Below are 22,613 nucleotides of genomic sequence, written 5' to 3'. Positions count from 1 at the left end.
TCGACCTTCTACTTTCTTCGGATTGCTCCACCTCTACCACGTCTATAAGTATCTCGATTCACTCCCATAAGATCTTTTATCTCATCATCAGATAAACTCTCTAATTTCCGCCTTCTGTTCGTCTCACGCTCTTTTCTAATCAAATCCTTATATTGTTTTTCCCATTGATTTAGTTGTTCTTTAAATGATTTATTCATTTCTTCATCCCCTTTTAAACAAATAAAAAAAGACACGATACGGCAGCATAAAAAGCTGTCGCTTCGTGTCCTCACGCTTTCGGTCTTGGACTCTTCTATTTCCTCATAATCTTTTTCATGAATGAAAGGTACAATCAATTTAGTATTTTCTTCTTTTAAGAAAGAAATCACCCTTGAATTAAATGAATGTTATCTCTAAGATTACTGGTACAATACAATCAATTGAGACGCTATTACCTTTTTTAAAAAGTCTTTTCTCAAACATTGTTGCTATTTAAGTAAAGTTATAACTAATAAATATCAACTGAGGATCGCTACACGTTTCATTTTACTGAGAAAAGAGCTGCAATCTCCATAAGAACCGCTGGAATCCTTTATTGGGAGTAGAAGCCGGTAGTTGTGCTTTTACAAAAGCAACATATGATACGAAATCAGCCTTTTAAAATATCGATAATTTTAAAATCTATCTCAATTTTTTGTGAAGGCAACATAATTAACACCCTATCAATTGTTAAAAAAGTTCACCCTCTTCAAATTTAATTTTAGTAGCTTTCCCCTTAGCTGTCTCTATAATTGTAAAACCGTGTTCAACGGCTTCTACACACTTAACTTTTCTTTGATTTCCATCTAAAATTACAACTAAAACTTTCCCAAGTTCAAGTTCCTTTTTTATAGACAGATCCTCTATATTAATATCTAGTTCTTTCGCTCTCACCAATACCCCTCCTAATGGTTTCTTGGATCCCTAGAATAGATCATTGACCAATAACTAATAACCAACACAAGGATTATTACCATACTTTATTCTATTAATTCTGTTTTTAATAAAATTATAGGAAGTTACAACAAAATCGATTAGCATTTCTGGAAATCCATCTGACTGATATAATGTCATTAGCAATTCACTGCCCTTCTGTATTTGCATTGCCTGATAAAAATTTTCTAACGAAAATAATCTATTTCTACATATCCAACACAACAAGTCCTGCAATTTCCATTCCTAAACCAATCCGTCTATTCCTGCAAATAAATCTAAGAAGTTCAATTGATTACAATCTTTAGATAACACGCATACTAATGTGTTCCGTCATCTCTATATTTTTCAAATTCTTCAGAAAGTGGTATCATATACATTATTTGAATCTTAAAAAAGGGAGATATAAAATATGAAATTGACTCCTAATGAACAATCCGTATTACATGCATTAACCACAGAGTGGCAGACACCGATACAGATTGCTGATCAGCTACCTAGTTGGAAGCAATCCGAAGTAAATCAGTCTCTTAAAAATTTAATGCGTAAAGATTTTGTTCAGGCGAATTCAGTAGTTTTTGGCATGTATCGATTGACTTCGGAAGGCTCTGCAGCTAAGGCAACTATGCTAGGGGAGTAATTGCTCCCTTCCTTATTGTTACTGCTTGAATCGTACCTATCCTTAAGACTTTCAGTTTTTTATTATACTCTCGTATTACCTCTTTTGTTTTTTGTATTAATCCTAGGATCACAAAGATTGTTGAATAAATTTGATCCTCCATTCTCTTAAAATGGAATACTTGCTAATCTCTTATCTTTAGTTTCTTTAAATAGCACATACTTTGGGTTTTTCAAAAGTCTTGATACTAATTTCTTATCATACATTTTGAAAAGTACTTCGCTGGATAAATTAGTTGTTAGAATAGTCGCTTTATCTTGTCTTGTAGTAGTAATTGCATATAAAATCCGTTGCACAAAGTCTGAAGCTGTTTTATCCGTATCAATGGCTCCTGTTTCAGCTCCAACATCATCTAGTACTAGGAAATCTACAGACGACAGTAAATCAACAAAGTACCGTTCTGTATATTTACTTTGACGATTACTAAAGGAATCTTTAATCTTCCTCATCATGTCCTCAACATTTATGAATAAACATGATTTATTTAACTTGGCATCATTGATTCTTTTAAGAATAGAATAGGCTAAATGACTTTTCCCCGTTCCTTGTATACCTTGCAAAAATGGATTAAATACTTGTCCACTTTTTAATCTCTCTGCAATTTCGATGCACGTGCTTTTATTTTACCGCTCTTCTTGAATGCTTGTTTCATAATTTTCAAATGAAGCATTTAAAATGGTTTGATCAGTTATAATGCTTTTATTTAAAAATATGTTATATATTTTCTGACTCTGAATACCATCATAGTAAGCTTGTACCTCATTTGTTAAAGCTTGATGCTCTTTTTCTAATTCGCATCGAGGGCAAACAACATGTCCCCCGATGACCATTTTTTGAATAGGATTTACAATCTCTTTCCCATTCTTTCTGTATGTATGTTCTTGGCAGTATTCAGAATGGAAGATCATACTCTTCTGCAAACTGTGCGGTTTCGTTAGTTTTTCTATTGGACCCACCGCCTTTTTGATTTAGATAAGATTCAAACTTGGTTCCAAACAATGTCTCTGGTCTTAGAAATTTATTCATTTTATCATCCTTCAGCCATTCTACTGATTTCTTATCAATGACATTTTTAAAATCCTCTAGTTTAAATCCTTCATTCCATCGTGCTTTAATTAAATTTTGTGTTTTTTTAGATGTAAACCGATACGAAGAATTAGTTTTTAAATTTAGATATGAAACAACTTCCTCATAAGGAATAAATTCTTTTTCTTCTTTTTCTTCTTTTTCTTCTTTTTCTTCTTTTTCTAATTCTTTTTCTTGTCCACCTGACGTTGACGATTCGTAATACGCCTCGTACAATCTTTTGATATCTTTTTTTTCGATTCGTTCACCAACATACTGAATTAATGATGTATCTTTAACAGCTTTTAGCTCAGACTTAACGCAATCTATAATTGGCTTTCCACCTTTATTGAAGTTATATCTTCCCCAATTTTTAAGGGCTATTTCTCGTGATTCAGTACTAAAACGAACGATTTTATGATGATTGATAAATCTCTCTAACAAGACATTTACACTTTCAAGTGAGTAACCCATATCAAATGCCATTTGTTTTTTTGTAATTTGGTAGATTCCTATTTGAGTAGTATTAGAATTTGTAAGAAGATATAAAAAGAAATATTTATCCTCTGGTGTCATTTCTTCAATCACTTTAGGATCATCCCAAAATTCAGTATGAACCATTCGAAATCTTGCCATATCCTCACCTCTTATTGTTTGGAAATAAAAATAATGATAAGGTAGTAGTAACTAAATTATTTTCTTATTTGCAGTAGGTGTTGCAGCACTTACTGCTATTTCTTTCTCGGTAATCATGCTTCATATAACCAATACCTTTTAGCATTCCTTTAATAATTTCTGTTAAAAACCTTTTGTTCTATTAATATGATTCAGTTAATTGAAAAGCATTTAAAATAGGTTAGGATTTAATTTAGAAAAAATGCGCTAATCAGGATGCCTATAAGCATTACCATGGGTACCAAAAAGAATAGAATTCATTTGAATTAATTCTTCTTAAATGCGTCTGTCCACGCCCTAGTCATTACCATTCATTATTTCATCCTTCAAGACCTTGACTATAAAACCAATATTGTTTTCCTTCCTTCATTCGAGAATCATGTAAAAACTCATTTTCTAAAAATAATTGCATGCGGGTTTCTTTTTTGGTTTAATTCAACGTTAATTTGATTAAAAAACAAGAATGTTCACCTCCTAAGTACTAACGGTACTCTAAGTACCATTATCAACAAAAAAATAAAAGAGTTAAAATAGGTATTGACAGTACCATTATTACTACCTATACTCAATAATAGGTACAACGAATACCCTCAAACACAAATGATGTCTTTAAATAGTTCTTCTGGTGTGGAATTCAATTCCTTACATAATTTATACATTAAGTGAATACTAGGATTGACTCTTCCATATTCAAGACTTTTTATGTGCTCGAAACTTACACCTACTAACGTTGCAAGTTCAGTACGGGTTAATCTAAGAGCTTGCCTTGATTCAATAAGTGCTTGTCTTTTTTGAGCAGTCAACATTTTCACCTCACTTAACATTTGATGTACCTTGATTATAAATGGTACTTATAGTACCGTCAATTATTTTTAGGACCATTTTTTATATTTTTTTTCAGGGGGAACATTTATGTCTTTAGGTAAAAGGATAAAAGAGCGTAGATTAGAAAAGGGGTTAACTCAAGAAGATGTAGCTAAAAAGTTAGGTATGGGACGATCAAATTTAGGTCATATCGAACGTGGAAGAACTAAGCCAAGTGCAGAAGTCTTAAATCAAATTGCAAGTATCTTAGATACGACCACAGATTACTTACTTGGTAGATCTGAAAAGAAAGATGAAACTTTTAACCCAGAACTTACAGAAAAAGATGAAAGAGATATAAAAAAAGAACTTCAGAAAATGATTGATGGTTTAAACAACAAAGGGAGTTATGCTGCATTTGATGGTCAAACTCTCGACGATATGGATGATGAGGATCGTGAATTATTGATTGCTTCATTAGAGAATTCTTTAAGATTAGCTAAAAGGATTGCAAAACAAAAGTTCACTCCTAAAAAATATCGTAAGTAGGTGTTTTGATGTTATCAATAAAGGGGAAAGCCAATGAACTTATAGATAAATATGGGACAAACTGTCCATTTAAGATTGCAAAAATGATGGGAATAATTATAACTTATGAAAATTTAGGAAATACACTTGGATATTTTAGCAAAAATTTCAGGGTTCCTATTATTCATATAAATGAAAAAGCAAGTGAATATGGAAAAAAGTTCATTTGTGGTCATGAATTAGGACATGTAATTTTACATCCAGAGGTAAATACTCCTTTCTTAAAAAAGAGTACCTTTTACTCTACAGATAAAAAGGAAAAAGAAGCAAATATTTTTGCAATAGAATTATTATTTCCAGACAGTATGTTGGAAGTAGAAAATATCACTTTATATGAAGCATTAGAGCAATATAAAATTCCAAAAAACTTAACTAAATTAAACTACTAAAATTTTTTTACCTTCATTGGAAACATAGTTAAAGGATATAACCAGAAAAAACTGCACCACTATTGTTAATGTTATTGATTCTAACAATTATGGTGCAGATTATTTTTATCTATTATCATTAATAACGGATAAGGAAATACTTTTTCTTCCCTCTACGTATAATCGTAAATTGCTCTTCAATACGATCCTGTTCACCTAACACATACTGTACATCTGTATTTCTATCACCATTTATATAGACTGCTCCATTCTGAATATCTTCACGAGCTTGTCGTTTAGAAGGTGAAATTTTAGCTTCCACTAATAAGTCAACTAACCCTATTTCTTCGCTATTACTGAAATTAAATGATGGAACATCTTTAAAGCCTTGTTTTATTTCTTCAGCTGTCAAATTTTTTACTTCTCCACTGAAAAGAGCATCTGTAATTTTTATAGCTTGCTTTAACGAATCTTCGCCATGAATTAAACGAGTCATTTCTTCTGCTAATGCTTTTTGTGCATGACGTAAATGTGGTTCTTCTTCAACAGCTTTCTCAAGCTTCTCGATTTCCTCACGAGATAAGAAGGTAAAGTATTTAAGATACTTCACAACATCTGCATCTGCTGTATTAATCCAAAATTGATAGAATTCATATGGTGATGTCTTTTCTGGATCTAACCATATTGCGCCACTTTCTGTTTTACCAAATTTCGTTCCATCTGCTTTTGTCACTAAAGGAATCGTTAAGCCAAAGGCTTTTTCCCCTTCAGGATTCATTTTACGAATCAGCTCTAAACCAGTTGTAATATTTCCCCATTGGTCACTTCCACCAATTTGCATTCTACAGTTATGATTTTTGTGTAGATGGTAAAAATCAATAGCTTGTAAAATCGTATAAGTAAACTCAGTAAATGAAATACCTGTATCAAGGCGAGATGCAATTGTATCTTTTGCTAGCATATAATTAACACCAATGTATTTCCCGTAGTCACGTAAAAATGTGACTAAATCCATTGATCCTGCCCAATCATAGTTATTCGTCATAATTGCGCCATTTTCGCCTTCAAAATCAAAGATTTGTTCCAGTTGTTGCTTAATACTTTTCACATTATATTCAACGGTTTCTAATGTTTGAAGCTTACGTTCTTCCTTCTTACCACTTGGATCTCCGATGAGGCCAGTAGCTCCACCAACTAAAACGATGGGACGATGCCCTTCCCTTTGAAATCTTCTTAATGTTAAAAATGGAAGTAAATGACCAATATGCATACTATCAGCAGTTGGGTCAATTCCACAGTACAAAGAAATTTTTTCCTTATCTAATACTTCACTGATTCCATCCTCATCTGTTTGCTGATAAATAATACCTCTCCATTGTAATTCCTCTAATAAATTCATGCTACCTCTCCTTCATGTAAAAAATGTAGTTTTCAATTAGTGAATGATTTTCTGAAAAACCAATTCAATTAGAAATTTGTAGAGAAATAAAAACGTCCCTTCGCAATCATGCGAAGGGACGACTATTTACCGTGGTACCACCCAACTTGAGAAAAATATAATTTCTCCACTCTTATTCTATAACGGTTTAATCCGTTTACTGCTACTTACTTTTTTCACAGTAAAAGCTCCAGGAAGTAATTCATCTAAGCTATTTGTATCGATTCTCACCAACCATCGACTCTCTACAATAACAGGGATAGAAAGACTACTTTTTCCTCTCAATGCTTATTCTATGTAGTTGTGTATGAAAACTTAATCTATTTTAAACATAAATAAAAATGAATGTCAATTAATTTCAGAATTCGATCGATTTTAACATTTTCCATAGTAAATTATGCTATAATGTAGGTGATTTTAAGGGGGTATATAATGAAAGAAACATCAAACAAATGGGTAAAAACTCTCCAAAAGTTTTTCTCTTTTTTCCAAAATGAAAGACTACAAAAAAATTCAAGAATAACCTATGGAGTTATCTGGAACTTATTATTAATATTATTTATTGTTTGTATTATAGGTGGAGCATTTGCTGGAGGGATCGGTGCAGGGTATTTCGCCTCACTAGTGAAAGATGAACCTACTCGTTCATACGCCCAAATGAAAAAAGATATTTATAATTATGAGGAAACCTCCAATCTTTACTTTGCAGATAATGTTTATTTAGGAAAAGTACGCTCTGATTTAGAACGTGAAGAAGTAAAAATTGAAAATGTGTCAAAATACCTCAAAGACGCCTTAATCGCAACGGAAGATAAATATTTCTATGAACATAATGGTATCGTGCCAAAAGCCCTACTACGTGCAGTATTTCAAGAAGTAACCAATTCCTCAATGCAAACTGGAGGTAGTACATTAACACAGCAAATAATAAAAAACCAAATACTTACAAATGAAGTCTCTTTTGATCGAAAGGCTAAAGAAGTTCTCTTAGCTCTTCGACTTGAACAATTCTTTAAGAAAGATGAGATTTTAGAAGCGTATATGAATGTTTCTACATTTGGAAGAAATTCATCTGGTCAAAATATTGGTGGGGTTGAATCAGCTGCTAAAGGAATATTTGGTGTCTCAGCAAAAGATTTAAATTTAGCACAATCAGCCTTTATTGCAGGTTTACCACAAAGCCCTTTTATGTACACACCTTTTACAAATGATGGCAAGCTAAAAAGTAAGGAAGGCTTAGAACCTGGTTTAAATCGGATGAAACTAGTTCTACACCGTATGAATGAAAATGGATATATTACAGATAAACAATACAAAGAAACGATCAATTATGATATTGTTAAAGATTTTATAAAGCCTCAAAAAAATCCACTTGATAAATATCCATGGCTAACAAACGAAATTGAACAACGGGCAAAAAATATTATAGCTATTATGCTTGCAGAAAAAGATGGTTATAAAGAAAAAGATCTAAATAAAAATGCTAAGTTGTACGAAAAATATATCACTCTAGCAGATCGTAATATTAGACAAAATGGTTATAACATTCATACAACCATTAATAAAAAGATCTATGATAATATGCAGAAGACTAAAGATGAGTTCAAAAACTACGGTCCTGATAAAACTGTAACTAGAGTTAATAAGGAAACAGGTGAAGAAGAATCCTATGTCGAACCCGTTCAAATTGGGGGCATCATGATAGAAAACAAAACAGGTAAAATACTTAGTTTTGTTGGGGGTAGAGACTTCAAGCAAGAGCAACTAAATCATGCTACCCAAGGAAGACGACCAAATGGATCAACGATGAAGCCTTTACTCGTTTATGCACCTGCAATGGAGATGGGCGTTACCGCACCTGGAACGGTAATTGCAGATTCTGATACTGGAATTAGAGTTGAAGGAAGAGCATGGCCAAGCAATTATGTTACAGGAAAATATTATGGCCTTGTAACCACTCGAGAAGCTTTGGCTAAATCACATAATGTAACTGCGATAAAAGTTTATCAACGTATCATTAATAAAAGACCAGCTCAATATCTTGCTAAAATGGGATTCTCCGATTTAACAGATGTTGATTATGAAGTATTGAGTGTGGCCTTAGGAGGTTTAACAAAGGGAGTAACAGTTGAAGAAAACGTTAATGCTTATACTACCTTCGCAAATAATGGTAAATTTATTGATGCCTATATGATCGATAAAATCACTGACCAAGACGGGAAGATTATCTATAAGCATAAAGTAGAGCCTGTTGACGTATTCAGTAGCCAAACTTCATATTTAATGCTGGATATGATGAGAGATGTTTTTAAATATGGTACTGCTGCCTCCGTACCTGGAATGTTGAACTTTTCAACTGACTGGGCAGGCAAAACAGGAACAAGTAATGACTATAATGATGCATGGCTTGTTGCTTCGAATCCCAATATTACATTTGGTACTTGGATAGGATATGATACACCAAGTAGCCAAGTACGAGGATATGATCATAGAAACTATCAAATATGGAGTAAGTTGATAAATTCTGCCTATGATGCAGATCCAAATTTAATTGCTACAAAGGAACGATTTAAGATGCCTAGTGGAATTGTCCAACGATCCTTCTGTGCAATTTCAGGTATGCTTCCTTCTCAAGGGTGTTCCAGTGCTGGATTAGTTCGTACTGACTTATTTAACGCAAAATATGTTCCAACTGAAGTAGACAATAGTCTAATTCAAGGTAAATATGTAGTCATAAATGGAAAGAAATATATGGCACTTGATTCTACACCTGCAGAGTTTTCTCAATCTGGTCTGATGCTAAATCCTGATTTTATCAAGAAACTATCACAAGGTGGTAAGATCGATGCAAATCAAATAATCCCAGAGGGTCACCCTTTATGGGAAAAAATCATGGCACCAGAAAATAAAATGAGTGATGATGGTAAAGCACCTTCATCGGTAAATGCCAATGTCTCTGGTAATAAATTAGTTTGGAGTGCTTCGGGAAGTCCAGATGTAATTGGATATCGTGTCTTTACAAGTGGCGGTCAGCAGGTGGGCTCTATTCACGCTGGGTCCAATTTATCCATATCATTGGGAAATGGTGAATATTTTGTTGTAGCAGTTGACATTGCTGGAAAACAATCAGGTCCTTCCAATAAAGTCACAATTGGTACGATCAAACAAGAAAAACCACCTGAAAATGAGACACCTGATGAAAATGACAAGAATACTAATAATGAAGAAAATCCAGGAGATGAAGATACGATACCAAATCCGTAATCATTTCAATGACTTTAAAAAGCCCGCATCATCGATGCGGGCTTTTTGTTTATTTTAAAGCGATAATATTTAATATTGATTACAAAGTTAAGACATCTTGTCAGCTCTAATCAAGAGCCTTGCTCTTACCTACTCTATGCCTAAACATATTACATTTAGGCTCTTTTCTCAAAGATTGTTGCTATTTAAGTAAAGTTTTTCGAATAACTATCTGCTGAAAACTTCCTTTATTTAGTCCTCCATCGTAGATAAATCTCCAGTAGGAAGATCTAACTCCCATGCTTTAAGGACTCTACGCATGATTTTTCCACTTCTTGTTTTCGGAAGTTTATCACGGAATTCAATTTCCCTAGGAGCTGCATGAGCCGCTAAACCCGTTTTCACGAATTGACGAATTTCCTCTTTTAGTTCATCTGATTCTTCATATCCCTCTAATAAAGCAACAAATGCTTTAATAATTTCACCACGAACTGGATCTGGTTTCCCAATAACTCCCGCCTCAGCGACCGCTGGATGTTCTAATAATTTGCTCTCTACCTCAAATGGGCCCACACGTTCCCCAGAGGTCATAATTACATCGTCCACTCTTCCTTGGAACCAGAAATATCCATCTTCATCCATATAGGCTGAATCCCCTGAAACATACCATCCTGACGGAAAAAAATATGAGTCATATTTTGCTTGGTTATTCCAAATTGTGTGCATCATTGATGGCCAACCTTTTTTAATCGCTAAATTTCCCATTCTATTCGGAGGCAGTTCATTTCCTTGATCATCAATAATCGCTGCTTCCACACCCGGAATTGGTTTACCCATCGATCCAGGTTTAATTTCCATACAAGGATAATTACAAATTAAATGTGCACCTGTTTCTGTCATCCACCATGTATCGTGGATACGTTTATTAAATACCTTCATCCCCCAACGGATTACTTCAGGATTTAACGGCTCACCCACACTTAAAACATGTCTAAGGCAACTTAAATCAAATTTCTTAATAATTTCATCCCCAGCTCCCATTAACATACGAAATGCGGTTGGCGCACTATACCATACAGTTACACTAAAGTCTTCAATTGTTTTATACCAATCCTCTGGTTTAAAACGTCCACCAACAATAACATTTGAAGTTCCTGTTAACCATGGACCGAAGATTCCATAGGAAGTACCGGTAACCCAGCCAGGATCAGCTGTACACCAATAAATATCCTCTTCTTGTAAATCTAGTACCCATTTTGCCGTTTGATACTGTTGAATCATCGCATTATGAACATGGAGCACACCCTTTGGCTTACCTGTTGAACCAGATGTATAGTGTAGAATTAAGCCATCAGTACGATCCACCCATTCAATTTCTAAATCTTTTGATGCAGTTTTTACATGCTTTAAAAAATCAAGATATTTATCATCTTCTTCAATATCCGAACCGACAATAAATATTGTTTTAAGAGCAGGTAATTGATCTACAGGTACACGTTTTAACAATTCAGGTGTTGTTACTAAAACCTTAGCTTCACTGTCCTCTAAGCGGTCTTTTACCGCCCCCTCCATAAATGCTTCGAAAAGTGGACCAACGATGGCACCTAATTTAATCGCTCCAAGAGTGGCTATATATAACTCTGGAGATCTAGGCATGAAAATAAAGACCCGATCCCCTTTTTCAACATTTCCATATGCTTTAAAAACATTTCCTGCTTTATTGGAAAGATCTTTCATTTCTTTAAAAGTGTATTTTTCATTTCTAGTTTCATCCCGATAATATAGGGCTACTTTATTTTTGCGAAAGGTATTTGCATGACGATCTATCGCTTCATACGCCATATTCACTTTACCTGTTTCGGACCATGAGAAGGCTTGTTCTACATCCTTCCAGTCAAAACTATTATACATATCTTCATAGCTTTTAAGATTATAATCACCTTTTACAGATGGCAGCGTTACTAATTTCATTACAAATCCCCCTTTTTAAAAAATTCACACTATTATTATATTATAAAATAAAATATTTCACAAAAAATTTAAATTTTCGGAAGTAGCATAATGGAATTTAGAACTGTTATGAATATATAATTTCTACACCTTTTAAAAAATTTTAAAAACATTCATAAGTTTACTCTTAAGATAATCATCTTATCATGTATAATAAGTACGAAATCCTGTTATGAAAATTTAGTATATTAAATAAAAATGCTGAAATAGGAGGTGTTACTATGGAACATAAAAAAACATATAATGCGATGGAATTAAAGACAACAAAAGGCAGTCTAATTATAGAAGGTCCAATTTCTTCAGAACAATTAGCAGGTTATGAATTTCATCAAGATTTAGTTGCTTTTCGTCCTCCCAATCAACAGCATAAAGCTCTAATTGAAATCGCTAATTTACCAGAAGGTAGAATTATCATTGCTAGACAATTTAATACCATTGTTGGCTATGTAACATATCTATACCCCGATCCACTCGAGAGATGGTCGCAAGGAAAAATGGAAAATTTAATAGAACTAGGGGCAATTGAGGTAATACCAGAATTTAGAGGTTGCTCTGTTGGAAAAAGCTTGTTAAGGGTGTCAATGATGGATGATGCAATGGAAGATTATATTACCATTACGACTGAATATTATTGGCACTGGGATTTAAAAGGAACCGGACTAAATGTCTGGGAGTATCGAAAGGTGATGGAAAAAATGATGGGAGCAGGCGGGCTAGAATGGTTTGCAACGGATGACCCTGAAATTAGCTCTCATCCTGCCAACTGTTTAATGGTCAGAATCGGAAAAAGAGTAGATTATGATTCGGTTCAAAAATTTGATCAATTACGGTTCATGAATCGATTTATGTATTAGTCAATGACTTAAACAAGGAGTTGAATGGCATGATCATTGAGGAAATAATGAAAACAGATGTTATTACATTACAGCCTGAAGATACGATTCACTCTGCTTTATTGATTATGAGGGAAAAAAAAATCCGTCATATTCCTATCGTTGACAGCGAACAGCATTTATTAGGTTTGGTGACAGAACGTGATATTAAGGATGCAACTCCATCCCCCCTATTCGAAAAGAAGCGGTTGGAAAAAGAATTGACAATCCCTCTTGAGCAAATAATGAATCCAAACGTAATTACCGGTCATCCTTTAGACTTTGTCGAAGAAGTGGCTGGTATCTTATATGAACATCGAATTGGTTGTTTACCTATTGTCGTAAATAAAAAGGTAGTTGGTATTATCACTGGTACTGACATCCTCCGAACTATGGTTGAATTAACTGGAGCCAATCAACCTGGCTCACAAATTGAAATTAAAGTGCGGAACCGTACTGGAGTTTTACACGAAGTCACAGGCATATTCAATCAATATCATGTTAATGTTCATAGCGTGCTCGTATATCCCGATAAGAAAGATCCAAACCATAAAATACTAGTTTTTCGAATTCAAACAATGAACCCAATCATTGTAATTGAGCATCTTAAAAAAAATGGCTACCAAGTATTATGGCCAAATATGCCTGGAATGTCATTATGACAAAAGAAGCGGTTTTTATTTACTCAGATGAACTTCTTTCTTATCGTTTTTCAAAGGACCATCCATTTAATCAATTCCGATTGACATTAACATTAGATTTATTAAAAGAACTCAATGCTATAACAAATGAAGATATCATACCTCCTAGAATGGCAACTGATGAAGAGCTTTGCTTAATACATGATTCATCCTACATAGAAGCGGTGAAAAGTGCGGGAAATGGACGTTTATCAGAAGAAACTGCAGAAAATTATGGATTAGGTACAGAGGACACACCCATTTTTTCTGGAATGCATGAAGCAAGTGCCCTACTTGTTGGTGGTACATTGACGGCAGTGGATCAAGTAATGACAGGACAAAGTCGACATGCTGTACATCTAGGCGGAGGATTGCATCATGGATTCAGGGGGAAAGCTTCCGGATTTTGTGTTTACAATGATAGTTCAGTAGCTATCAAATATTTACAAAAAAAGTATAATGCTAGAGTTCTATATATTGATACTGATGCCCATCATGGGGACGGAGTTCAATGGTCATTTTACGATGATGAATCAGTCTGTACATTCTCAATTCATGAAACCGGAAGATATTTATTTCCCGGGACAGGTAATGTCAATGAATGGGGTAGTGGTAAGGGTTATGGATATTCATTCAATATACCAGTGGATGCATTTACTGAAGATGAATCTTGGCTCTACTGTTACGAAACAGCTTTGAGGGAAGTTGCTGCCTATTTTAAACCTGATGTTATTCTTACTCAAAATGGTGCAGACTCACACTACTATGACCCACTTACCCATTTATCTGCTTCTATTAATATATATAAAAAAATTCCAAAGCTTGCACACCAACTTGCTCATCAATATTGTGATGGAAGATGGATTGCTGTTGGTGGAGGTGGATATGATATTTGGAGAGTTGTTCCTAGAGCATGGTCACTTATTTGGCTAGAAATGAACAATTATCCAGATGTAAAAGGTGAACTTCCAACTTCATGGGTCAATAAGTGGAAAGCAAAAGCACCGATACCATTAGCAACCGCATGGGAAGATCCGGAAAATATGTACAAACCTATACCAAGAAAACCAGAAATCACAGAAAAAAACAAACAAACTGTGGAACGTTTATTACATTTTATTAGACAGCAAACGTCTCGTTAAAAATGATTATAAAAAAAGGGTTGTCCCATTAGTGTATGAACACATTTGTAGACAGCCCTTCTCTCTTTAAAACTTATTTAAAATAATCAAACTCATTTAATGGCCAAAAGCGAATTTTCACCTTTCCTATGACAGAATCCATTGGAATGACACCGAAATATCGGCTATCTTTACTTACTAAGCGATTATCCCCAAGAACAAATAAATAACCCTTTGGAACTTTACTTTTACCCGTTTTTTCCTTCAAAGTAAAGTCTTCAGTTAATTGTTGCATAGGTAGTAGATCTTTACGATTTTCTTTCAAATAAGGTTCTTTGTATGCTTTTCCATTTATATATAGAACATCATCTTTCATTTCAATAGAGTCACCCGGTAAACCTATAACTCTTTTTACGTAATGTTCATCAGCATCTGGTGCATGAAAGACAATTTCATCAAAACGTTTAATATCACTTAGCTTACTTACAATAATTCGGTTTCCATCCTGTAAATTAGGCATCATCGATTCTCCTACAACAACAGATGGTGTGAAAACAAAATATCGACAAACAAGAACAATCACTACCGCAAGCAATATTGATTTTATCCATGAAAATAATTCACTTTTCTTTTTCTCTTTCAAACTCTGTCACATCCTTTTGACTTCATAACGAAACTCTTACCTTACTATATAAAGAGTATCAGAAATAAATAGAGGTATCAATTCACAATAGAAAAAGCTGCTAATATTTTTCTACTATGTCCGAAATAATATATGCCTTCCGATAATAATCAAAAGGCATTTATTATTTATTTTGTTGAACTTCTATGTTCAATTCTATGAGGTAGTATTACAATATTTTCGGATACCTTTTCTTTATTCATATATTTAGTCAACAGGCGCATGGCCACCGCACCAATATCATACAATGGCTGGACGACAGAGGTAAGCTGTGGACGGACCATTAATGCCAAACGTGTATTATCAGATGTAATCACTTCTACATCGTTAGGAATTTGCAATCCATTATCTTGTGCACCATGTATTACACCAATTGCCATTTCATCATTGCCTACAAAAACAGCAGTAGGTCTATCAGGAAGAGAACTTAGCTTCTCCCATGCTTCAATTCCTGAATCATAGGTGTAGTCTCCCTCAATTACATACTCCTCATTAAATGGAATTCCCGCTTTTTCAAGTGCTTCTTTGTATCCTTCAAGTTTTTGTTCTTTATTAATTTGATTGTGTAATGGACCTACTACAAAGGCAATATGCTTATGTCCTTTTTCAATAAATTCCGTTACTACATCATATGTTGCTTGACGATAATTAATATTTACAGAAGGTATTTTATTAAATGGCTCTATCGATCCTGCTAAAACAATTGGCACTGGTGAACGTTCGAATTCTGCTACATGCTCCTCAGTAATATTACCACCCATAAATACAATTCCGTCAACTTGCTTTCCAAGCATTGTATTCAATAGATGTAACTCTTTGTCTTTATTCTGATCTGAATTACTCAAAATGATATTGTATTTGTACATTGTTGCGATATCCTCAATACCCCTTGCTAATTCAGCGAAGAAAATATTAGAGATATCTGGAATAATTACTCCTACAGTCGTTGTTTTCTTGCTGGCTAATCCACGCGCAACAGCATTGGGACGATAGCCTAATCTTTCGATTACTTCATTCACCTTTTTTCTTGTTGCTGGCTTCACATTAGGATTCCCATTCACTACCCTAGATACAGTAGCCATTGAAACATTCGCTTCACGGGCTACATCATAGATGGTAATATTCATAAAACATTCACACTCCATTACTACTATATATAATCGTTAGTTTTTATCAGTCATCACATTTCTAATCACTTTAAATTAAAGAAAGTAAAAAATATGTACTCATATAATCATACGACAGACAACTACTAACTGCAATGAATAACACTAATTTGACACGATTTTTACATAGAAAACACAAGTATTTATCCATTATCTTCATTAATTAGAAAAAACAAAAACCCTCTGAATGTTTCAGAAGGTTATTACAGCAATTATACCCTTACTGGTTGCGATTGTTGTAATTCACGATAAAAATGTTCGAATTGATCTAAGTCCATTTGCTGGGCTGAATCAGAGAGAGCAACTGCTGGATCAGGATGAACCTCAGCCATGACCCCATCAGCGCCAATTGCTAATGCTGCTTTCGCTGCTGGTAATAATAGATCTCTTCTTCCCGTTGAATGAGTAACATCTACAAATACGGGTAAATGGGTTTCTTGTTTCAAAATTGGAACGGCTGTAATATCTAATGTATTTCGTGTTGCACGTTCATAAGTTCTAATTCCACGTTCACAAAGAATAATTTCACCATTACCTTGTGACATTATATACTCAGCTGCATTAATAAATTCATCAATCGTTGCTGCTAAACCTCTTTTTAATAAAACGGGTTTTTTCACTGAACCAGCAGCTTTTAATAATTCAAAATTTTGCATGTTACGTGCACCAATTTGAATCACATCTAAATAATCCACTGCCTTTTCAATATCATTAGGCGTAACGATTTCACTGATAACGGCTAAGCCATATTCATCTGCTACTTGTTTTAGTATTTTCAATCCTTCAATGCCCAATCCTTGAAAATCATAAGGGGAAGTTCGTGGTTTATAAGCCCCACCACGTAATAAAGTTAACCCTTTAGCCTTAACTGATTTTGCAACTTCTGCAACCTGTTCATAAGACTCAACTGCACAAGGTCCAAAAACAAAATGTGGTCTACCATCACCAATCATCTCGCCCTTAATTTCTATAATGGTATCCTCAGGCTTCTTTTTGCGGGAAACAAGAAGAGCTTTTTGCTGGTTTTCCTGTTGAAGATCTAAGCCAGCTTTAAAAATCTCTTTAAAAAGATGTTCAACAATCTTGTCTTCGAATGGTCCATTATTATGTTCTTTAATTACATTGAGCATCATTCTTTCTCGAACCGGATCATAACGATTAACACCACCAGCTTCTTTAACTTTCCCTATATCCTGAACAAGTTTTGCTCTTTCATTAATAAGTGTTAACAATTGTAAATTAATATCTTCAACCTGTTGACGTAACTGATCAAGCTCTTGATTACTCAAAACGTACCATCCTCTCCAAATTATTGTGATGATCTGAACATTTGTAATAGCCTCTTTCCAAGCATTGCTGCTATTTAAGTAAAGTTTGAACTAAGATGTTTAACCACCTTTAAGAAAAGTGCTGAAAACTTCATAAGAACCAACTTATCCTTTATTAAAAAGCTCGGCTATGAAGGGCTTTTTCAAAAGCAACAAACTAAACAAAAATAGCCTTGCAAATAAAATTCTTTACAATAACGTTCACACCAAAAATCTTTGAAATGACAAGTCAGTTTAATTTTATACTCCTTTGTGATACATTTTAAAAAAGGAAGAAAAAATAAAATCTGATCCTATTAATATTAGGACTAATTATAATCTATTGTTAATAAAATGTCACGATAAAAGTTTTAATACTTAAACGCTTTTAAGCATTAAAGTATTTTTAGAGAAATTATAAACTTTTTCATTGATCTTTATTGCTACATATATTCATTTAAAGAAGGTGTATCTCTTGCAAGAAAAAAACAAAATATTTGCACTTGATATTGGTACACGGTCCGTTGTAGGAATTATCCTAGAGGAAGCCAATCAACAATATTATGTTTCCGATATTTTTATAAAGGAACATAAGGAAAGGGCCATGCTCGATGGACAAATCCATGATGTCCTTTCCGTTTCAAAAGTGATAAAAGAGGTAAAGGAACAATTAGAGAAAAAGCATGGAAAGTTAACTAAGGTTTGTGTTGCTGCCGCAGGGCGTGCTCTAAAAACAGAAAAAGCTCATGTAACCATATCTATTAAAGGAAAACCAATGATTACAAAAGAGGATATTTTGCATCTAGAATTAAGTGCTGTTCAAAAAGCTCAAGCTATCGCAGCAGAAAAATATTCATCTTTAAAAAGTCATTATTATTACTGTGTTGGTTACTCGGTGTTTAACTATCAGTTAGATGGCGAGGAGATTGGAAATCTTATCGACCAGCAAGGAAATGAAGCATCTGTCGAAATAATCGCTACTTTCCTACCTAGAGTAGTCGTTGAATCATTAATTTCTGCCCTACAACGGTCAGATTTAGAAATAGAGGCATTAACATTAGAGCCCATTGCAGCTATCAATGTCCTAATCCCTTCATCTATGCGACGATTAAATGTTGCACTTGTTGATATTGGTGCCGGCACATCTGATATTGCCTTAACTGATTTAGGCACAGTAACTGCATATGGAATGGTTCCTATTGCAGGGGATGAAATTACAGAAGCAATTAGTGATCAATTACTGCTGGACTTTCCTATTGCAGAGGAAACTAAAAGACAGTTAGTAGCTAGAGATACGATAATCATTCAAGATATTTTAGGGTTTGAAACGGAAGTAACTACTGAATATATTATCGAACAAGTTTCTCCAGCGATTGATAAGCTAGCCAGTGCTATTTCTAAGGAAATTCTTTTATTAAATAATGGAAAGCCCCCAAAGGCAGTGATGTTAGTTGGAGGTGGTAGCCAAACGCCAAAGATTACAGAAAGAATTGCAAAAGAATTGCAATTACCTGAAAATCGTGTAGCGATAAGAGGAACAGATGCCATTCAGAGCTTAGTTCTTTCAGATCAAATCCCAAAAGGCCCTGAATTAATTACACCGATTGGTATTGCTATCGCAGCTAAACAAACACCTGTCCATTATGTAACAGCTTACGTAAACGACCAACCTGTAAGATTGTTTGAAATAAAGAAGCTAACGGTTGGAGATTGTATTCTAGGTTCTGGAATGAAATTAAGTCAATTACATGGAAAACCTGGAATGGCAAAGATGATAACTGTTAATGAAAGACAGATTACCGTTCCAGGGGAGCATGGTAAACCGCCAGTGATCATGAAAAATGGGGTAGAAGCAAGTCTTGATCACCCAATTAATAACGGTGATGAAATTTCTATCATTAAAGGAAAAGACGGTGCCCATGCAGTGGTGGAAATTAAAGAGTTTCTTGACGATATTCCAACTAAAAAGGTCTATATTAATGGAAGGTCATATAATGTTTCAATGATAATAAAAAGGAATGGCGAATCGGCTTCAGAAAATGATCTTCTCGAAGACCGCGATTCTCTAGAGATTTATTTTCCTAGAAACATAGAGGAATTATTTCTTTCCTTAAATCTATATGATTACCTTCAAGAACTAAAACCATTTCGAATCAATATTGATGGTAAAGAAACTTTTTTACCTTCTCAGTCTCATAAACTATTGCTAAATGATCAAGAGGTTAAACTAGCACAAGGTTTTCAAAATAATGATCAGATAAGTATCAAAAAGAAAAGTCCTTTGACGGTAAATGACCTTGCAAAGTTAAAGAATCTTCGTTTAAATTATCATATTAATATTACTTTCAACGGACAACAGATAAAGATTCATAAACCACTTACTGAAGTGATTCGTTCAGGGAAAATACTGACCAAAGATGAAATTATCCATTACGGAGATATGATAGAATTAAAATCTCATAAAATCGAAGAATTTATTTTTCAAGATATTTTTAAATTCGTAGAAGTGAATATGCCAAAGCATAGTAATGGTAATTTTCAATTGCTTAAAAACAAAGAACAAACCACCTTCTATGATCCAATAAGAGAAGGTGATCAATTGGAAATTATTTGGCCAACTGAACATACAAAACAAAAGGGACTTAACCAAAAACACACTATCTAGTAATAATCTAGATAGTGTGTTTTATAAACAGTTTAAATAAATTCTTCCTCTGTCTCTACTTCTTCGTTTTTGAGCATTTTTTCTTTTTGTTCTTTTACAGTTTCCTTCAACTTATTCCCTGCATCAACAGCTTTATCCTTCAATTGAATCGTTTTTTCTTTTGTTGCAGCAGCTAAATCATTTCCTTTTTGAGTCACAGCTACACGGAGATCATCCGTCTTGTCTTTTAATGAAATAAATTGCCCGCTTACATCATTTCTTAAGTCTTTACCTGATTTGGGAGCTAGGAACAAAGCAGTTGCAGCTCCTACTACACCACCAATGATAGCTCCTATTACAAAATCCTTCGTATTTAAATGTTTTGGTTCATCCAAATGTTTTACTTCATTATTTGCCATTTTTGATTCCTCCTTATTATTTCTACCCTCTTGATCTTTTTACTTCACGCAGATGGGATTCATCTTCAATCGCATGTTTCACTAATTGCTCTGTTTTTCTTTTTTCTTTTTTTTGTACCCATTTATCTTTTATTTCTTTTAATACATTACCCCATTGTATTGCCTGACTTATTTTATCTTGATTTTGTTCTAGTTGATTTGAAACATTATTCGTTACCTTTCGAACAGATGCATTTAGAGATTTAATGGTTGTCCCAACTTCTTCAACAGCATATACTACTGTATTTAACTTTTCAGCTTTATGCTGAATATCTTCTGCAAGTGCATTTGTCTTATGTAATAGCATTGTTGTTTCGCTTGTTATTCCTTGTAACTGTCCTTCCAAACCATCCATTGTTTTTGTCATTTGATTAACTGCGTCTTTTACTGAATTTAATGTTTTTGACACAAATATGACTAAAACCAAAAAAGCAATTGCAATCAAGGCGACACTTAAATAAAGAATTATAATCATGTTAGTTGACCTCCCTTGTATAATACACAGTACCCTTTCTTTTCTTTTGTAAACAACCATCTTCTTTTTCAGACATAAATTCCTCCTTTATTTTCTCATATTCTGCTATCTTCGCCAAATATTTTTACTAGTAAAGTGCTAATTTTCTTTATTCAACAATTGGATAAATAAGAGTACAATGAAAAAGTATGAAATATTGTTTATGGAGGAAAAAAGATGAAAGATCCAAGAGTAGAACTACTAGCAAAAAATTTAATTAACTATTCTGTGCAATTGCAACCAGGAGAAAAAGTTCTGATTGAAAACTTTGGTCTACAAAAAGAACTTGTAGTCGCATTAGTAAAGGAAGCATATGCCGCAGGTGGGTATCCTTTTGTCTCAATTAAGGATCACCAAGTAGATCGTGCACTATTAATGGGTGCTAAAGAAGAACAATTTGATATGATGGCTGATTTCGAAGCAGAAGTTATGAAAAAAATGGATGCATATATTGGCCTAAGATCTGGTGATAACATTAATGAACATGCAGATGTTCCCGATGAAAAAATGAAAATACAAGGGAATACTGTCGGCAAAAAAGTTCATCGAGAAATTCGTGTTCCGAAAACTAAATGGGTTGTTCTTCGTTACCCTAATTCAGCAATGGCTCAATTAGCAAAAATGAGCACAGAAGCCTTTGAAGATTTTTACTTCAATGTATGTAACCTTGATTATAGTAAAATGGACAAAGCGATGGATTCTTTAGTGGAGTTAATGAATAAAACAGATAAGGTTCGCCTTATAAGTCCTGGAACTGACCTAACTTTCTCAATCAAAGATATTCCTGCTATTAAATGTGCTGGACGTCTTAATATTCCAGATGGTGAAGTGTATACAGCACCTGTGCGTAATTCAGTTAATGGGACTCTTACATACAACACACCTTCTCCATATCAAGGCTTTACTTTTGAAAATGTAAAATTAACGTTTAAAGATGGGAAAATTATCGAAGCAACATCTAATGATACAGAAAGAATCAATAAGATTTTTGATACAGATGAAGGCGCTCGCTATGTCGGTGAATTTGCAATAGGCGTCAATCCATATATTCTGCATCCTATGCAAGATATATTATTTGATGAAAAAATTGCGGGAAGTATTCATTTTACACCTGGACAATGCTATGATGTAGCCCCTAATGGTAATGACTCTAACATTCACTGGGATATGGTGCTTATTCAACGTCCAGAGTATGGTGGAGGAGAAATATATTTTGATGACGTGCTTATTCGTAAAGATGGATTATTTGTTTTACCTGAATTAGAATGTCTCAATCCAGAAAATTTAAAATAAAAAAACAGCTTTCACATATAATTAGAAATTAATCGATTTTCTAATAACAAAAAAA

The 22,613-nt window shown here is 33.9% G+C and carries 22 protein-coding genes and 1 other annotated feature; of the genes, 9 read left to right on the top strand and 13 right to left on the bottom strand.

All coding sequences use genetic code 11. From position 1 onward, the window contains the following. Positions 1-8: 8 nt before the first annotated feature. Both NST63_RS07825 and NST63_RS07820 read right to left on the bottom strand, forming a co-directional pair. Positions 9-197, bottom strand: a complete 189-nt coding sequence (locus tag NST63_RS07825) for a hypothetical protein (RefSeq protein WP_341041753.1) — start codon at positions 195-197, stop codon at positions 9-11. Between the two features lie 511 nt (positions 198-708). After that, complete coding sequence (locus NST63_RS07820; RefSeq protein ID WP_212943481.1) at positions 709-912, bottom strand: XtrA/YqaO family protein; 204 nt, start codon at positions 910-912, stop codon at positions 709-711. A 451-nt stretch (positions 913-1,363) separates the two neighbouring features. Here NST63_RS07820 and NST63_RS07815 point away from each other — a divergent pair, with 451 nt between their 5' ends. Then, positions 1,364-1,591: a hypothetical protein gene (locus NST63_RS07815; RefSeq protein WP_212943485.1), complete on the top strand. Its 228-nt coding sequence runs from the start codon at positions 1,364-1,366 to the stop codon at positions 1,589-1,591. Between the two features lie 146 nt (positions 1,592-1,737). Here the strand turns inward: NST63_RS07815 and NST63_RS07810 are convergent, their stop codons facing one another. The 4 genes from NST63_RS07810 to NST63_RS07795 form a co-directional block, all read right to left on the bottom strand. Then, positions 1,738-2,232, bottom strand: coding sequence for a DnaA ATPase domain-containing protein (locus NST63_RS07810; protein ID WP_341044160.1), 495 nt, complete (start codon positions 2,230-2,232; stop codon positions 1,738-1,740). Positions 2,233-2,253: 21 nt separating this feature from the next. Beyond that, positions 2,254-2,538, bottom strand: a complete 285-nt coding sequence (locus NST63_RS07805; RefSeq protein ID WP_341041751.1) for a hypothetical protein — start codon at positions 2,536-2,538, stop codon at positions 2,254-2,256. Beyond that, complete coding sequence (locus NST63_RS07800; protein WP_341041750.1) at positions 2,522-3,331, bottom strand: conserved phage C-terminal domain-containing protein; 810 nt, start codon at positions 3,329-3,331, stop codon at positions 2,522-2,524. The genes NST63_RS07805 and NST63_RS07800 overlap by 17 nt, the downstream gene beginning before the upstream one ends. A gap of 629 nt (positions 3,332-3,960) precedes the next feature. Further along, positions 3,961-4,173 carry a helix-turn-helix transcriptional regulator gene (locus NST63_RS07795; RefSeq protein ID WP_341041749.1) on the bottom strand — a complete coding sequence of 71 codons (213 nt, stop codon included), beginning with the start codon at positions 4,171-4,173 and terminating at the stop codon, positions 3,961-3,963. Between the two features lie 109 nt (positions 4,174-4,282). On the opposite strand from NST63_RS07795, the gene NST63_RS07790 reads away from it, so the two are divergent. Together NST63_RS07790 and NST63_RS07785 are read left to right on the top strand one after the other, a co-directional pair. Continuing rightward, complete coding sequence (locus tag NST63_RS07790; RefSeq protein WP_058005578.1) at positions 4,283-4,723, top strand: helix-turn-helix domain-containing protein; 441 nt, start codon at positions 4,283-4,285, stop codon at positions 4,721-4,723. An 8-nt stretch (positions 4,724-4,731) separates the two neighbouring features. Further along, positions 4,732-5,151, top strand: coding sequence for an ImmA/IrrE family metallo-endopeptidase (locus tag NST63_RS07785; protein WP_212943493.1), 420 nt, complete (start codon positions 4,732-4,734; stop codon positions 5,149-5,151). Between the two features lie 118 nt (positions 5,152-5,269). On the opposite strand, the gene tyrS is transcribed toward NST63_RS07785, so the two are convergent. After that, positions 5,270-6,529 carry a tyrosine--tRNA ligase gene (gene tyrS / locus NST63_RS07780; protein ID WP_212943496.1) on the bottom strand — a complete coding sequence of 420 codons (1,260 nt, stop codon included), beginning with the start codon at positions 6,527-6,529 and terminating at the stop codon, positions 5,270-5,272. Between the two features lie 111 nt (positions 6,530-6,640). Further along, positions 6,641-6,862 (bottom strand) — a binding site (T-box leader). A gap of 138 nt (positions 6,863-7,000) precedes the next feature. Between tyrS and NST63_RS07775 the strand changes: the two genes are divergently transcribed. After that, a complete protein-coding gene (locus tag NST63_RS07775; protein ID WP_341041748.1) occupies positions 7,001-9,832 on the top strand; it encodes a transglycosylase domain-containing protein in 2,832 nt (943 codons plus the stop codon). A 231-nt stretch (positions 9,833-10,063) separates the two neighbouring features. Here NST63_RS07775 and acsA read toward each other — a convergent pair whose 3' ends face one another. After that, positions 10,064-11,782 (bottom strand): acetate--CoA ligase, encoded by a 1,719-nt coding sequence (acsA, locus tag NST63_RS07770; protein WP_180211651.1) that lies wholly within the window; start codon positions 11,780-11,782, stop codon positions 10,064-10,066. A 260-nt stretch (positions 11,783-12,042) separates the two neighbouring features. On the opposite strand from acsA, the gene NST63_RS07765 reads away from it, so the two are divergent. From NST63_RS07765 to NST63_RS07755, 3 genes are read left to right on the top strand one after another with little or no spacing between them, the layout of a single operon-like run. Next, positions 12,043-12,675 (top strand): GNAT family N-acetyltransferase, encoded by a 633-nt coding sequence (locus tag NST63_RS07765; RefSeq protein WP_212943499.1) that lies wholly within the window; start codon positions 12,043-12,045, stop codon positions 12,673-12,675. Positions 12,676-12,704: 29 nt separating this feature from the next. Further along, on the top strand, positions 12,705-13,355 hold the full coding sequence (locus NST63_RS07760) for an acetoin utilization AcuB family protein (protein WP_058005583.1): 651 nt from the start codon (positions 12,705-12,707) through the stop codon (positions 13,353-13,355). Beyond that, positions 13,352-14,515: an acetoin utilization protein AcuC gene (locus tag NST63_RS07755; RefSeq protein ID WP_341041746.1), complete on the top strand. Its 1,164-nt coding sequence runs from the start codon at positions 13,352-13,354 to the stop codon at positions 14,513-14,515. Before NST63_RS07760 ends, NST63_RS07755 begins: the two co-directional genes overlap by 4 nt. A gap of 73 nt (positions 14,516-14,588) precedes the next feature. Here the strand turns inward: NST63_RS07755 and lepB are convergent, their stop codons facing one another. From lepB to NST63_RS07740, 3 genes are all read right to left on the bottom strand, one after another. Next, positions 14,589-15,137 carry a signal peptidase I gene (gene lepB / locus NST63_RS07750; RefSeq protein ID WP_058005585.1) on the bottom strand — a complete coding sequence of 183 codons (549 nt, stop codon included), beginning with the start codon at positions 15,135-15,137 and terminating at the stop codon, positions 14,589-14,591. A gap of 167 nt (positions 15,138-15,304) precedes the next feature. Further along, positions 15,305-16,303 (bottom strand): catabolite control protein A, encoded by a 999-nt coding sequence (ccpA, locus tag NST63_RS07745; protein ID WP_071976938.1) that lies wholly within the window; start codon positions 16,301-16,303, stop codon positions 15,305-15,307. 251 nt (positions 16,304-16,554) lie between these two features. Continuing rightward, on the bottom strand, positions 16,555-17,631 hold the full coding sequence (locus tag NST63_RS07740; RefSeq protein ID WP_212943500.1) for a bifunctional 3-deoxy-7-phosphoheptulonate synthase/chorismate mutase: 1,077 nt from the start codon (positions 17,629-17,631) through the stop codon (positions 16,555-16,557). A gap of 493 nt (positions 17,632-18,124) precedes the next feature. Here NST63_RS07740 and NST63_RS07735 point away from each other — a divergent pair, with 493 nt between their 5' ends. Further along, a complete protein-coding gene (locus NST63_RS07735; RefSeq protein WP_341041745.1) occupies positions 18,125-20,314 on the top strand; it encodes a cell division protein FtsA in 2,190 nt (729 codons plus the stop codon). Positions 20,315-20,346: 32 nt separating this feature from the next. Here the strand turns inward: NST63_RS07735 and NST63_RS07730 are convergent, their stop codons facing one another. Both NST63_RS07730 and NST63_RS07725 read right to left on the bottom strand, forming a co-directional pair. Further along, a complete protein-coding gene (locus NST63_RS07730; RefSeq protein WP_341041744.1) occupies positions 20,347-20,712 on the bottom strand; it encodes a YtxH domain-containing protein in 366 nt (121 codons plus the stop codon). Positions 20,713-20,734: 22 nt separating this feature from the next. Continuing rightward, on the bottom strand, positions 20,735-21,226 hold the full coding sequence (locus tag NST63_RS07725; protein WP_212943503.1) for a DUF948 domain-containing protein: 492 nt from the start codon (positions 21,224-21,226) through the stop codon (positions 20,735-20,737). A 216-nt stretch (positions 21,227-21,442) separates the two neighbouring features. On the opposite strand from NST63_RS07725, the gene NST63_RS07720 reads away from it, so the two are divergent. After that, positions 21,443-22,558 (top strand): aminopeptidase, encoded by a 1,116-nt coding sequence (locus NST63_RS07720; protein WP_212943505.1) that lies wholly within the window; start codon positions 21,443-21,445, stop codon positions 22,556-22,558. Positions 22,559-22,613 lie beyond the last annotated feature (55 nt).

It is taken from the genome of Heyndrickxia sp. FSL W8-0496 (assembly GCF_038007825.1).
Lineage (GTDB): Bacteria > Bacillota > Bacilli > Bacillales > Bacillaceae_C > Heyndrickxia > Heyndrickxia oleronia.
Note: the sequence above shows the minus strand (reverse complement) of the source record. Positions and strands in the feature narration are given on the sequence as shown.

Excerpts from the sequence above, each read along its gene's own strand:
- tyrS (WP_212943496.1), bottom strand. The coding sequence starts at position 6,529 with ATGAATTTATTAGAGGAATTACAATGGAGAGGTATTATTTATCAGCAA.
- NST63_RS07720 (WP_212943505.1), top strand. The coding sequence starts at position 21,443 with ATGAAAGATCCAAGAGTAGAACTACTAGCAAAAAATTTAATTAACTAT.
- NST63_RS07730 (WP_341041744.1), bottom strand. The coding sequence starts at position 20,712 with ATGGCAAATAATGAAGTAAAACATTTGGATGAACCAAAACATTTAAAT.
- NST63_RS07765 (WP_212943499.1), top strand. The coding sequence starts at position 12,043 with ATGGAACATAAAAAAACATATAATGCGATGGAATTAAAGACAACAAAA.
- NST63_RS07785 (WP_212943493.1), top strand. The coding sequence starts at position 4,732 with ATGTTATCAATAAAGGGGAAAGCCAATGAACTTATAGATAAATATGGG.
- NST63_RS07760 (WP_058005583.1), top strand. The coding sequence starts at position 12,705 with ATGATCATTGAGGAAATAATGAAAACAGATGTTATTACATTACAGCCT.
- NST63_RS07815 (WP_212943485.1), top strand. The coding sequence starts at position 1,364 with ATGAAATTGACTCCTAATGAACAATCCGTATTACATGCATTAACCACA.
- NST63_RS07775 (WP_341041748.1), top strand. The coding sequence starts at position 7,001 with ATGAAAGAAACATCAAACAAATGGGTAAAAACTCTCCAAAAGTTTTTC.
- acsA (WP_180211651.1), bottom strand. The coding sequence starts at position 11,782 with ATGAAATTAGTAACGCTGCCATCTGTAAAAGGTGATTATAATCTTAAA.
- NST63_RS07805 (WP_341041751.1), bottom strand. The coding sequence starts at position 2,538 with ATGATCTTCCATTCTGAATACTGCCAAGAACATACATACAGAAAGAAT.
- NST63_RS07725 (WP_212943503.1), bottom strand. The coding sequence starts at position 21,226 with ATGATTATAATTCTTTATTTAAGTGTCGCCTTGATTGCAATTGCTTTT.
- ccpA (WP_071976938.1), bottom strand. The coding sequence starts at position 16,303 with ATGAATATTACCATCTATGATGTAGCCCGTGAAGCGAATGTTTCAATG.
- NST63_RS07825 (WP_341041753.1), bottom strand. The coding sequence starts at position 197 with ATGAATAAATCATTTAAAGAACAACTAAATCAATGGGAAAAACAATAT.
- NST63_RS07755 (WP_341041746.1), top strand. The coding sequence starts at position 13,352 with ATGACAAAAGAAGCGGTTTTTATTTACTCAGATGAACTTCTTTCTTAT.
- NST63_RS07800 (WP_341041750.1), bottom strand. The coding sequence starts at position 3,331 with ATGGCAAGATTTCGAATGGTTCATACTGAATTTTGGGATGATCCTAAA.
- NST63_RS07790 (WP_058005578.1), top strand. The coding sequence starts at position 4,283 with ATGTCTTTAGGTAAAAGGATAAAAGAGCGTAGATTAGAAAAGGGGTTA.